The organism is Pseudomonas chlororaphis, assembly GCA_001023535.1.
Classification (GTDB): domain Bacteria; phylum Pseudomonadota; class Gammaproteobacteria; order Pseudomonadales; family Pseudomonadaceae; genus Aquipseudomonas; species Aquipseudomonas chlororaphis_E.
In genome coordinates this window covers 2,794,060-2,805,828 of sequence record CP011020.1, presented here as the reverse complement: position 1 = coordinate 2,805,828, position 11,769 = coordinate 2,794,060, and the positions used below count along the sequence as shown (strand labels likewise).

The 11,769-nt window shown below is 62.4% G+C and carries 11 protein-coding genes; 6 read left to right on the top strand and 5 right to left on the bottom strand.

Annotation, left to right across the window (positions count from 1 at the left end; translation table 11 throughout):
• Window positions 1-41: 41 nt before the first annotated feature.
• Both VM99_12360 and VM99_12355 read left to right on the top strand, forming a co-directional pair.
• Window positions 42-1,412, top strand: a complete 1,371-nt coding sequence (locus VM99_12360) for a histidine kinase (GenBank protein AKJ98820.1) — start codon at window positions 42-44, stop codon at window positions 1,410-1,412.
• Window positions 1,413-1,586: 174 nt separating this feature from the next.
• The gene (locus VM99_12355) at window positions 1,587-1,874 is read left to right on the top strand and encodes a hypothetical protein (GenBank protein ID AKJ98819.1); all 288 of its coding nucleotides are present in this window, start codon (window positions 1,587-1,589) and stop codon (window positions 1,872-1,874) included.
• 242 nt (window positions 1,875-2,116) lie between these two features.
• Here VM99_12355 and VM99_12350 read toward each other — a convergent pair whose 3' ends face one another.
• Window positions 2,117-3,316 carry a CoA-transferase gene (locus VM99_12350; protein AKJ98818.1) on the bottom strand — a complete coding sequence of 400 codons (1,200 nt, stop codon included), beginning with the start codon at window positions 3,314-3,316 and terminating at the stop codon, window positions 2,117-2,119.
• 147 nt (window positions 3,317-3,463) lie between these two features.
• Between VM99_12350 and VM99_12345 the strand changes: the two genes are divergently transcribed.
• From VM99_12345 to VM99_12335, 3 genes are all read left to right on the top strand, one after another.
• Window positions 3,464-4,006 (top strand): hypothetical protein, encoded by a 543-nt coding sequence (locus VM99_12345; GenBank protein ID AKJ98817.1) that lies wholly within the window; start codon window positions 3,464-3,466, stop codon window positions 4,004-4,006.
• 75 nt (window positions 4,007-4,081) lie between these two features.
• Window positions 4,082-5,791: an ssDNA exonuclease RecJ gene (locus VM99_12340; GenBank protein AKJ98816.1), complete on the top strand. Its 1,710-nt coding sequence runs from the start codon at window positions 4,082-4,084 to the stop codon at window positions 5,789-5,791.
• A gap of 349 nt (window positions 5,792-6,140) precedes the next feature.
• Window positions 6,141-7,247: an oxidoreductase gene (locus VM99_12335; GenBank protein AKJ98815.1), complete on the top strand. Its 1,107-nt coding sequence runs from the start codon at window positions 6,141-6,143 to the stop codon at window positions 7,245-7,247.
• Window positions 7,248-7,431: 184 nt separating this feature from the next.
• Here VM99_12335 and mdoD read toward each other — a convergent pair whose 3' ends face one another.
• Complete coding sequence (mdoD, locus tag VM99_12330) at window positions 7,432-9,060, bottom strand: glucan biosynthesis protein D (protein AKJ98814.1); 1,629 nt, start codon at window positions 9,058-9,060, stop codon at window positions 7,432-7,434.
• Window positions 9,061-9,424: 364 nt separating this feature from the next.
• On the opposite strand from mdoD, the gene VM99_12325 reads away from it, so the two are divergent.
• Window positions 9,425-9,610: a hypothetical protein gene (locus VM99_12325; GenBank protein AKJ98813.1), complete on the top strand. Its 186-nt coding sequence runs from the start codon at window positions 9,425-9,427 to the stop codon at window positions 9,608-9,610.
• 40 nt (window positions 9,611-9,650) lie between these two features.
• On the opposite strand, the gene VM99_12320 is transcribed toward VM99_12325, so the two are convergent.
• The 3 genes from VM99_12320 to VM99_12310 form a co-directional block, all read right to left on the bottom strand.
• Window positions 9,651-9,950, bottom strand: a complete 300-nt coding sequence (locus VM99_12320) for a plasmid stabilization protein ParE (GenBank protein ID AKJ98812.1) — start codon at window positions 9,948-9,950, stop codon at window positions 9,651-9,653.
• Entirely contained in the window at window positions 9,913-10,176 is a 264-nt protein-coding gene (locus tag VM99_12315) for a transcriptional regulator (GenBank protein ID AKJ98811.1), read from the bottom strand. The genes VM99_12320 and VM99_12315 overlap by 38 nt, the downstream gene beginning before the upstream one ends.
• Window positions 10,177-10,322: 146 nt before the next feature.
• Window positions 10,323-11,747, bottom strand: coding sequence for a gamma-aminobutyraldehyde dehydrogenase (locus VM99_12310; protein ID AKJ98810.1), 1,425 nt, complete (start codon window positions 11,745-11,747; stop codon window positions 10,323-10,325).
• Between the last annotated feature and the right edge of the window lie 22 nt (window positions 11,748-11,769).

Below are 11,769 nucleotides of genomic sequence, written 5' to 3'. Positions count from 1 at the left end.
CCCTGGGAGGGACGAGCGAGTCATCTCGAAGGAAAGTGCAGATGTTGTTTTTTATCAAATCCGAACCCTTGCGCAGTTGGGTGGCAGGCCTGGCGTTGATGTACTGGGCGCCGTGGGGCGGGGCGACGCCGTTGGCCACCGTCCAGGCGCCACCGCTCAACCCTGGCGAACGGCTGGTACTGGATGCCCGGGAATTGAAGTGGATCAGGGAAAACCCGCGGGTCGTGGTGGCCTCGATGCAGTTTCCGCTGTACCTGTTCAAGAATGAGCTGGGGCAGTGGGACGGCTTGAACCACGACATTCTCCAGCGCATTGCGCTGATGACCGGCCTTGAGTTCGTGCACCGGGAGTCGTTTTCCCCTGGCCAGTTATTGACCATGCTGGAGAATGGCGAGGCGGACATGACCGCTAATCTGGCGATGAATGACGAACGCCGGGACTTCCTCCATTTCAGCCATGCATTTGGCGGCTTCGGCTGGGTATTGGTCGGCCGGGCCGGGGAGACGGTGCTCCATTCGCTGGAGCAGCTCAAGGGCAAGGTCCTGGCGTTGCCCGCCCGGCATGCCCTGGAGGCGGAGATCCGGCGCGACTACCCGACCATCGAGTTGCGCACGGTCAAGACGTATGGGGAGGCGCGGGCGTTGGTGGAAAGCCGGGAGGCCTTCGCCACCATCGAGAACGAAACCAGCGTGCACCTCTACCCGGCGGGGCAGTTGCAGGTCGGCGCCAGCCTTGAGGGGCGCTGGGAACCGGACTACCTGGCGGTGCGCCAGGACCTCACCCCCTTGCTGGGGATCCTGAACAAGGCGCTGGAAGGGTTTCCGGCCGAGGACATGCGCGCACTGCGTGCCAAGTGGCTGACGGGCACGCTCCCCAGCCCTGCGCCTTCGCTGTGGCAGCGCGTGTCGACGTGGGGGTACTGGTGCGTGATCACGGTCGCGCTGTTCGGCCTGTTGTCCGTGCTGTGGAACCGTCGCCTGCAGATCCAGATCGATCAGCGCCTCCAGGCCGAGGCCGTGCTCAAGGACCAGTTGATGTTGCAGCGGGCCTTGATGGACGCGATTCCCGATCCGATCTTCATCCGCGACCTGGAAGGGCGCCTGATCATGTGCAACAAAAGTTACGAAGACCTGTTGGCGACGCGTTTCGAAAAGCTGCGGGGCACGCGATTGACGGATTCCAGCGTTTTCCCCCCGGCCACCGCCGAACAGCTGCATGGCGAAATGATGGAGCAGTTGCGCACCGGACAATCCCGATTTGCCGACCGGCAACTGCTGTTCAATGGCGGTTTGCGCAATATCTACCATTGGTCGGTGCCGTTCTACGGGGCCGATGGGCAGTTGCGCGGGCTGCTGGGCGGCTGGAAGGACGCAGGGCGCCGGTGGTGTCGTTCCGATGGCTTGCTGGCCTGATCCCGCAGCGTTCGCGATGCGCCGGCCTGTTGTTTGCCTGTCACATTGCACGCGCATGCTCGGTTGAACGAGGCCCAGGTGTGCCGCCTCGCTGCGCTGGCGAACTTTCTGTTGCGGCCCACGGTCATTTACTGGGTACACGCAGTTGTTTTCGGACTATTGAAGGGTGAGCGAATGGAAAGTATCAGCCTATTGCTGGGTGAGGCTTTGAGCCCGTATCAGGTCTCGCTGACTCCCTCTGGCGCCAAGGGCGAATGCCTGGTGACGCTGAAGAATGCCTCCGGGGCCATTATGGTCGAACGAGTGTTCAACCAAGCCCAATTGACCGACAAGCGTCAGCTGACGGACGTGGTCGACGGCCTGCACCGCGATGTACTGATTGCCGAGGGGCGCCTGGAGCCCTGTGTGATAGCGGCGCTGCGTAACCTGGCGGGCGACAAGGTCATGGTTGCCCCGAATTGACCCGAGTTCGTGGGAACCTTCCTACGCTTTGGTGAGTCAGACCTTTTACCAACAAGAGCGAGCATTGTGCTCCGGTGCTCGTCGCTTGTTGTACTAACCATGAATGGTTACGTTTAACCCCGAGTTGTCTCCCCACTGCTCGGGGTTTCTTTTTGCCTGGCGTTTGTGTTTTAGCGCGCAACCTTTGTGGGAGCAAGCTTGCTCCCACAACTTGATCTTCAGTGACGGCCCGCTGTGGTGTGTCAAATAGCGCCGTCGGTGCGCAGCTTGGCGATCTGCTGTGCATCGTAGCCAAGCTCGCCGAGCACTTGTGCGTTGTGTTCCCCCAACGTCGGCCCGACCCAGTCGCAAGTGCCCGGCGTGTCCGACAGTTTCGGGACGATACCGGGCATCTTGAACCCCTTGCCGTCTGGCAACTTGGCCTGCAGGAACATTTCCCGGGCGAGGAATTGCGGGTCGTTGAACATGTCCTCGGCGCTGAATATCCGGCTGGCCGGCACGCCGGCCTGGTTCAACTGTTCGATGACGACATCGAGGGGCAGTGAATTGACCCAGCGGTCGATGACGCCATACAACTCGTCACGGCGGGCGTCACGGCCATCGTTGCTGGCCAGTTGCGGGTCATTGGCCAGGTCGTCGCGACCGATGAGCTGCATGAAGCGCTTGAAGATCGCGTCACCGTTGGCGCCGATCTGCACGTGCTTGCCGTCGGCGCTGGTGTGGATCGACGACGGTGTGATGCCGGGCATGATATTGCCGGTGCGCTCACGGATGAAACCGAACACGTCGAACTCCGGCACCATGCTTTCCATCATGGCGAAGATCGCCTCGTACAACGCCACGTCCACCACCTGGCCGGTGCCGCCGTTGACTTCGCGGTGGCGCAGGGCCATGAGCGCGCCGATCACGCCCCAGAGTGCGGCGATGGAGTCGCCGATGGAAATCCCGGTGCGCACGGGCGGACGGTCTTCGAAGCCGGTGATGTAGCGCAGGCCTCCCATGGATTCACCCACCGCGCCAAACCCTGGCTGGTCTTTCATCGGCCCGGTCTGGCCGAAACCCGACAGCCGCACCATCACCAGCCTGGGGTTGAGCGCGTGCAGGACGTCCCAGCCCAGGCCGAGTTTTTCCAGCACGCCGGGCCGGAAGTTCTCGATCAGGATGTCGGCTTCGCCGATCAGTTTTTTCAGGATCTGCAGGCCTTCGGGGTGTTTCAGGTTCAGGGTCAGGGATTGCTTGTTGCGCGCCTGGACGAACCACCACAGGGACGTGCCTTCATACAGCTTGCGCCACTTGCGCAGCGGATCGCCGCCATCCGGCGATTCGACCTTGATCACCTCGGCGCCGAATTCACCGCAGATTCGCGAAGCGAAGGGCCCGGCGATCAGGGTGCCCAGTTCGATGACTTTGACGCCGGCAAGGGGTTTGGCAGTGAGCGACATGGCGGATCCTGTAGGACAAGGCAGAACGAATAGAGCGTTTTATCATAGGCCAGGGTCAGTCGCCGCAGGTTGATGGTCGGCAATTCGTGGATTGCCCGCGTCATCGGTTAGACTTGCCGCCTTTCCCCGTATCAAGAAGCCCTGTTCATGGCCCAGCCGTCCACGACCTACAAGTTTGAACTGAACCTCACCGACCTCGACCGTAATGTCTACGAGAACGTGAAGCAGACCATCGCCCGCCACCCTTCGGAGACCGAGGAACGCATGACCGTGCGTCTGCTGGCCTACGCGCTCTGGTACAACGAGCTGCTGTCTTTTGGACGTGGTCTGTCGGATGTCGATGAGCCAGCGTTGTGGGAAAAAAGCCTGGATGACCGTGTGCTGCACTGGATCGAAGTCGGTCAGCCCGATGCCGATCGCCTGACCTGGTGCTCGCGCCGCACCGAGCGCACCAGCCTGCTGGCCTACGGCAGCTTGCGCGTCTGGGAAGGCAAGGTGATTCCGGCGATCAAGAACCTGAAGAACGTCAACATCGCCGCGGTGCCCCAAGAAGTGCTCGAAACCCTGGCCCAGGACATGCCCCGGGTGATCAAGTGGGACGTGATGATAAGCGAGGGCACGGTGTTCGTGACCGATGACCGCGGTCAGCATGAAGTCCAGTTGCAATGGTTGCTGGGCGAGCGTGGTTGAGCCACCACGGCATCAAGCTCCCTCGCCACAAGTCATCAAAATTCCACAGCTTTATAGAGAAATGTCCGTCACTCCATGCGCATAGAACCCCGCCAGCTACCCGACACCCTGCCGTTTCTGGGGGACCTGCCGCCCTTGTTGACTCGCCTGTACGCCGCCCGTGGCGTGCAGTCCGAGGCCGAGCTGGACAAGAGCCTGGCGCGCCTGATTCCGTTCCAGCAGCTCAAGGGCATCGACGCGGCGGTTGACCTGTTGGTGGTGGCGCTGGAGCAGCGCCAGCGGATCCTGATCGTCGGCGACTTCGACGCCGATGGCGCGACCGCCAGCACCGTCGGCATGCTGGGGCTGCGCCTGCTTGGTGCGGCCCATGTCGACTACCTGGTGCCCAACCGCTTCGAGTATGGCTATGGCCTGACCCCGGAAATCGTCGAAGTCGCGCTGGCTCGCGAGCCGCAGTTGCTGATCACCGTCGACAACGGGATTTCCAGCGTGGAAGGCGTGGCGGCGGCGAAGGCCGCGGGGCTCAAGGTGCTGGTCACCGACCACCACTTGCCGGGCCTCGAACTGCCGGCGGCCGATGCCATCGTCAACCCGAACCAGCCTGGCTGTGAGTTTCCGAGCAAGGCGCTGGCCGGGGTCGGGGTGATCTTCTACGTGCTGATGGCGCTGCGGGCCCGCCTGCGCAGCCTGGGGTGGTACGCCAGCACGCCGCAACCGAACATTGGCGAGTTGCTCGACCTGGTGGCCCTGGGCAGCGTCGCCGACGTGGTGCCCCTGGACGCCAACAACCGCATCCTGGTGCACCAGGGGCTGGAGCGGATTCGTGCCGGGCGCGCCCGCCCAGGCATCAAGGCCATCCTGGAAGTGGCCAAGCGCGACCCTTCGCGCATCACCTCCACGGACCTCGGGTTTATCCTTGGGCCGCGCCTGAATGCGGCGGGGCGCCTGGATGACATGAGCCTGGGCATTGAATGCCTGCTCACCGACGACCCGGCCCTGGCGCGGGAAATGGCCGCGCAACTGGATGGCATGAACCAGGACCGCAAATCCATCGAGCAAGGCATGCAGCGCGAAGCCCTGGCCCAGCTCAAGGAGCTGCCTGTGGAGTCGATGCCGTTCGGCTTGTGCCTGTTCGACCCGCAGTGGCACCAAGGGGTGATCGGGATTCTCGCCTCGCGGATGAAAGAGCGCTATTTCCGACCGACCATCGCCTTTGCCGACGCCGGTGACGGCTTACTCAAGGGCTCGGGACGCTCGGTGCCGGGGTTCCACATTCGCGATGCGCTGAGCGTGGTGGCGGCGCAGCATCCGACCCTGATCAGCAAGTACGGCGGCCACGCCATGGCGGCGGGGCTGACGTTGCCGGAAGCGAATTTCCCGTTGTTTGCCGAGGCGTTCGACGCTGAAGTGCGCAGGCAACTGCGCGACGAAGACCTGACCGGGCGGCTGTTGTCGGACGGCACGTTGGCGGTCGAGGAGTTCCACCTGGAACTGGCCCGGGCGCTGCGTCATGCCGGGCCCTGGGGCCAGCATTTCCCCGAGCCGATGTTCCACGGCGTGTTTCAGTTGGTGGAACAGCGGGTGGTGGGCGAACGGCACTTGAAGGTGGTCCTCAAGAGCGAGTGCGGCTCGGTGAAGCTTGATGGCATCGCCTTTGGCATCGACCGCGAGATCTGGCCCAACCCTACCGTGCGCTGGGTGGAACTGGCCTATAAGCTCGACCTCAACGAGTTCCGCGGCCAGGAAACCGTGCAGTTGATGATTGCTCATATCGAGCCGCGGTAAACACACAGATTCCCAAGGCGATGATCTCCCTGTGGCGAGGGGATTTATCCCCGTTCGGCTGCACAGCAGCCGCAAATTGGCTGACGAGGTATGCCAGGTACACCTCGATGCCAGGTTTTGGGGCTGCTGCGCAGCCCAGCGGGGATAACTCCCCTCGCCACAGTAGCTTGTTTTAGATTCTGAACCCTGCCTTATCCCACGTTGTCGACTAGGCTCTAAGCACTGCTTGATAGCCCTTGTGACGTCTTGTCGATTTTCGTTGCCCGCGGGGGCGGGTGTTGCGCTTTTGTCACTCGTCGACTGTTCAAACAGAACCCTGGAGCCTGCCCACTGATTCGAGAGGTGCCCCATGAGTCTGCTGCTGGAACCCTATACCCTTCGTCAACTGACCCTGCCCAATCGCATCGCGGTCTCACCGATGTGCCAATATTCGAGCGTCGATGGCCTGGCCAACGACTGGCATTTGGTCCACCTGGGAAGCCGCGCCGTTGGTGGCGCCGGCCTGGTGTTCACCGAAGCCACCGCCGTCACGGCTGACGGCCGTATCACCGCCCAGGACCTGGGGCTGTGGAACGATGAACAGATCGAACCGCTGCAACGCATTACCCGTTTCATCACCGCCCAGGGGGCTGTGCCGGGTATCCAGTTGGCCCACGCCGGACGCAAGGCCAGTACCTGGCGCCCCTGGCTGGGCAACCACGGCAGCGTGAAGCCGGCGGATGGCGGCTGGGTGCCGGTCGGTCCGTCGCCGATCGCCTTCGACCCACAACACACCCAGCCGGTCCAGTTGGACGAGGGGCAGATCGCCGGCCTGATCCAGGCGTTCGTCGATTCGGCCAAGCGCGCCCTCACCGCCGGGTTCAAGGTGGTCGAGGTCCACGCCGCCCACGGTTACCTGCTGCATCAATTCCTGTCGCCCTTGAGCAATCAGCGCCGCGATCAATATGGCGGTTCGTTCGAAAACCGCATCCGCCTGGTGCTGCAAGTCACCGAAGCGGTCCGGGCGGTCTGGCCTGAAGAGCTGCCGGTGTTCGTGCGCGTTTCCGCCACCGACTGGGTCGAGGACGGCTGGAACCCGGATGAAACCGTGGAGCTGGCACGGCGCCTCAGGGCGTTGGGGGTGGACCTGATCGACGTGTCCTCGGGTGGCACCGCCGCCAACGCCGAGATCCCCACCGGCCCTGGCTACCAGACCCGCTTTGCCGAACGGGTGCGCAAGGAATCGGAAATCGCCACCGGTACGGTGGGCATGATCACCGAACCGGCCCAGGCCGAACACATCCTGCGGACCTGCCAGGCAGACATCATCTTCCTGGCCCGCGAATTGTTGCGTGATCCGTACTGGGCCTTGCACGCCGACGATGACCTGGGCGGGCGCAAGGCCGTGTGGCCGGCGCAGTACCAGCGGGCGACGCATCGGGACCAGCCGATTCATGAATCGGATTTGCGCGATTGAGTGTTTGGTAAAACAAAAAAGCCCCGGTCGTCATTGGCCGGGGCTTTTTGCTTATCTGAAATCGTGAGTGTTGGTACTGCCGTCTTCGCGAGCAAGCTCGCTCCCACAGTGGATTCGGGTTGTTCACACGTAATCTATGGGAGCGGGCTTGCTCGCGAAGGCGTCATCCCTGACGCAGCAGGGCTCAGGGATACTTGCGCTTGTCCGGCGCTGGCGGGAAGTACTGGTACAGCCAGGTCTCGCTCAAGGTCCGGTCCTTGGTGCGGATGAACAGGCGCATCTGCACCGGGTCGACGCGGTCGTCGGTCGGGTACCAGTCGAAGGTGATGCGGTAGCCCTTGATCGCGTCCAGCACCAGTACGTTGAAATCCTTCACCTCGCCATGGGAGCAGGTCACCACCGGTTCGATGCCAGTGCCCGGTGGCAACTGGTCGAGACCGCCGCCGCTGAAGTCCACGGCGAAGCGGCGGGCCCAGACGGTCGGGTAGTGTTCGCCCGGCGCCCAGCCTTCGATGAAGCCGCCCATGCCCGAACGGGTTGCATCGACATGGGCCAGGTCCGTGCTGACCGGGGGCAGGGCGCTCCAGTAGAGTTTGTAGCCGTAGTTCAGCGAGTCGCCGGCGGCCACCGGTTTCTTCGGTGTCCAGAACGCGACGATGTTATCCAGGGTTTCGCCGGTCGTAGGAATTTCCAGCAGGTCGACCGAGCCCTCGCCCCAGGCCGTCGTCGGCTCGACCCACAGGCTCGGGCGCTTGCTGTACCAGTCCACGGTGTCCTGGTAGCTGGCGAAGTCATGGTCGGTCTGTACCAGGCCGAAACCTTTCGGATTGTTGTCGGCAAAGGCGTTGAATTGCAGGGTGGCGGGGTTGTTCAACGGACGGCAGACCCACTCGCCGTTGCCGCGCCACATGGCCAGCCGGTCGGAGTCATGGATTTGCGGATGGATGGTGTCGCACATGCGCCGCTCGACGGTGCCGCAACTGAACATGCTGGTCATCGGCGCGATACCCAGTTGTTCGATGGCGGTGCGGGCGTTGATGTGCGCATCGATTTCCATCACCACACGGGTCGGTTGACAATCGATGTCGAACCGATAGGCACCGGTGGCGCTGGGGGAGTCGAGCAAGGCGTAGACCACGAAGCGGGTGCTGTTCTTGTCCGGGGTTTCGAACCAGAACTTGGTGAAGTCCGGGAATTCCTCGCGTTTCTTGGCGTAGGTGTCGATGGCCAGGCCGCGAGCCGACAGCCCGTACTGGCCGCTGGCATCGACGGCGCGGAAATAACTGGCCCCCAGGAACGACACGATGTCGTGGCGGGCCAGTTCTGGCGCCTTGAACACGCGAAAGCCGGCGAAGCCCAGGTCACCCGTCAGTTGCGAGGTGTTGACCGTGGTTTTCTCGTAGTTGAACAGCTCCGGGCGGAAGTGCACCTCACGGGCCATGCGGGTCTTCGGGTCGAGGCTGTACATGCGCACTGGCTGCTTGAAGCCCATGCCGACGTGGAAGAACTGCGCGTCCAGTTGCCGACCTTCCAGCTCATTCCACAGGGAGTGATTGGCGTCGTACTGAATGGCGTTGAACTGCAAGGGCGACATCTGCGCCAGGGTCGGCGGCAAGACTTGCTTGGTGTCGACGTAGCGGCTGGCGGCCAGTTTGCGGGCCTGGTCTTTCAGTGAATCGAAATCGAAGGGACGGGCTTCGCCGTCGGCGGTCTGATCAGCAGCCCAGGCGCGCGCGGCCATGAGCCCTGAGGCTGACAGCCCGGTGTAGGCGGCAAAGGCCATGGAGGCCTTGAGCAGGTTCCTGCGGTGCATAAATACAACCTTTCTCGAAACAATCCCGTGCCCATCCTGGCAACAGAAGACTGATGAAGGAGTTCGGACATGCCTTTGGCCAAACGCGACGAACGTTAGAACAGATGCCTGAGAGCTGGATCGGTTCACCGAGGCGCAAAATCATAGGGGATGAGCGGGTGCCGGGAGAACGGAAAGCGGGGCTAAGTCAAAATTTCTTACAGTTATTTCTTTTTTTATAAGGATTGCGGCATTTTTTGACTAATTACTCTAAAACTCCCTTCTCCCGGTTGGAAACCTCCCTATTCTCTAGCGTGACAGGCGATCCACGCCGGGATCCACACGCGCTATCAGTTACATTCGACGTACAGAAGGACATACGCTCATGACGAAAATACAGGGCATCGCTGAAATACTGGGGATCTTTCCAAACCTGACTCATGGGCGCAGGTCGCGGCGCTTGAGCCTGGAAGAACTGAAACTGGTGGAGCGCTATCGGGAACTGTCGGAAAGCGACCGGATCGCCATGCGCTACCTGGTGGATGCAATGAGGAGTGTTTCGAGGTTCTAAGGGCAGGATCGGCGGCCGGAGTGGACGGGCATCACCGATGTCATTCCGGCGACCAGTCCTGTGGACGCTCGTTGCGTTGGTGCAATATCCGCAGAATCTGCACTTGTGCATGCACCATACGGTAGGGGATAACGAACGGGTAGCGTGTCAGCACCAGCTCTCGGATATCGGGTGCGATCGAGGGGCGGCCCGAACCCGGAAAACGCTGCAGGCGTTGCAAGGTTTCCAGGATCGTGATGATGGCGGCATCTGCGCCGTTCTTGCCGAGGGCAGCTTGGTAGTGTTCGTGAATCGAGTCGAGGTCACTCTGTGCTTTGTTGGTCAGTACGATGCTCGGCACGCTTTGCCCACTTAGCCTTCACGGCGTCCAGGTCGGTCAGGTTTCCAGCGTCGGCATCTGCCACGCCTTCGCTGATGGCTTGCAGATGCCAGGATTCGGCCTCCACATATCGGACCAGTGCACGCTTGAGGTGGTATTGACGATCGCGGTCGGTGGCGATGGCCAACAAATCCAGCTGTTGGGCCAGACCTTCTTCCACGCGAAAGGATAAAACGGGCGAGGCCATGGCTGATCTCCTAGGGTGTATACGTTGTAGACACCCTAGGTTCTGCCAGGATTTCCGTCAACCGGCGAACGTGCATCGATCGACGAAAACCTTAGCAGGACCTCGACCCGGCAACCGTGGGCATGTGTTGCCAACGTTGTCTTGACTCAGTGCTTGAACATCACATGGCGCACCACCGTGTAATCCTCCAGCCCATACATGGACATGTCCTTGCCGTAGCCGGAGCGTTTCTGACCGCCATGGGGCATTTCGCTGACGAGCATGAAGTGGGTGTTGACCCAGGTGCAGCCGTATTGCAGGCGTGCCGCCAGGCGATGGGCGCGACCGACGTCGGCGGTCCATACCGAGGATGCCAGGCCGTAGTCCGAATCGTTGGCCCAGGCCAGCACTTGCGCTTCATCGAGGAACGGTGTGACGGAAACCACCGGCCCGAAGACTTCCCGGCGGACGATTTCGTCATCCTGCTGGGCATCGGCCAGCACGGTCGGCTCGAAGAAGAACCCGTTGCCCTCCACGGCCTTGCCGCCGGTGACCAGGCGAATATGCGCCTGGGCGATGGCGCGCTCGACGAACCCGGCCACGCGGTCGCGATGCTGGGCGGTGATCAGCGGGCCCATCTCGGTGTCGGCGGCGGTTTGCAGGCCGTACTTGATGCTGCTGACCGCCGCGCCGAGTTTTTCGACAAAAGTGTCATAGATGCCTTGCTGGGCATAGATACGGCAGGCGGCGGTGCAATCCTGGCCGGCGTTGTAGAAGCCGAAGGTGCGGATGCCTTCCACCGCGGCGTCGATGTCGGCGTCGTCGAAGATGATCACCGGGGCCTTGCCGCCCAGTTCCATGTGCGTGCGCTTGACGCTGTCGGCGGTGCTGGAAATGATGTTCGAGCCGGTGGCAATGGAGCCGGTCAACGAGACCATGCGCACTTTTGGGTGGGTCACCAGGGGCTGGCCAACGGTCGGCCCGCGACCGAACACCACGTTGAGCACGCCGGCCGGGAAGATCTCTGACGCCAGTTGCGCCAGGCGCAACGCCGTCAGCGGGGTCTGTTCCGATGGCTTGAGCACCACGGTATTGCCGGCGGCCAGGGCCGGGGCGATTTTCCAGGCGACCATCATCAGCGGGTAGTTCCACGGTGCGATGGAGGCGACGACGCCCACCGGGTCGCGACGGATCATCGAGGTGTGCCCCGGCAGGTACTCGCCGCCGGCCGAACCGTTCATGCAGCGGCTGGCGCCGGCAAAGAAGCGGAACACGTCGGCGATCGCCGGGATCTCATCGTTCAGCGCGGCGCTCAGGGGCTTGCCGCAATTGTCCGACTCCAGCTTTGCCAGCTCCTCGCCGTGGGCCTCGATGGCGTCGGCCAGCCGAAGCAGCAGCAAGGAGCGGTCCTTGGGGGCCACCTGGGACCAGCTGTCGAACGCACTGTCGGCAGCGCGCACGGCAGCGTCCACCTGGGCTTCGCTGGCCTCGTTGATTTCCACCAGCACCCGGCCCAGCGCAGGGTTGAACACGGCTTGACCAGGCCCTTCGCCGTCCACCAGATGGCCGTTGATCAGTAGTTTGGTTTGCATCTCCCTGTCCTCCTCTCGCTGT

What these genes read in the sequence shown, in the direction of transcription:
- VM99_12360 (AKJ98820.1), top strand. Translation starts at nt 42, where the DNA reads ATGTTGTTTTTTATCAAATCCGAACCCTTGCGCAGTTGGGTGGCAGGC.
- VM99_12355 (AKJ98819.1), top strand. Translation starts at nt 1,587, where the DNA reads ATGGAAAGTATCAGCCTATTGCTGGGTGAGGCTTTGAGCCCGTATCAG.
- VM99_12350 (AKJ98818.1), bottom strand. Translation starts at nt 3,316, where the DNA reads ATGTCGCTCACTGCCAAACCCCTTGCCGGCGTCAAAGTCATCGAACTG.
- VM99_12345 (AKJ98817.1), top strand. Translation starts at nt 3,464, where the DNA reads ATGGCCCAGCCGTCCACGACCTACAAGTTTGAACTGAACCTCACCGAC.
- VM99_12340 (AKJ98816.1), top strand. Translation starts at nt 4,082, where the DNA reads ATGCGCATAGAACCCCGCCAGCTACCCGACACCCTGCCGTTTCTGGGG.
- VM99_12335 (AKJ98815.1), top strand. Translation starts at nt 6,141, where the DNA reads ATGAGTCTGCTGCTGGAACCCTATACCCTTCGTCAACTGACCCTGCCC.
- mdoD (AKJ98814.1), bottom strand. Translation starts at nt 9,060, where the DNA reads ATGCACCGCAGGAACCTGCTCAAGGCCTCCATGGCCTTTGCCGCCTAC.
- VM99_12325 (AKJ98813.1), top strand. Translation starts at nt 9,425, where the DNA reads ATGACGAAAATACAGGGCATCGCTGAAATACTGGGGATCTTTCCAAAC.
- VM99_12315 (AKJ98811.1), bottom strand. Translation starts at nt 10,176, where the DNA reads ATGGCCTCGCCCGTTTTATCCTTTCGCGTGGAAGAAGGTCTGGCCCAA.
- VM99_12310 (AKJ98810.1), bottom strand. Translation starts at nt 11,747, where the DNA reads ATGCAAACCAAACTACTGATCAACGGCCATCTGGTGGACGGCGAAGGG.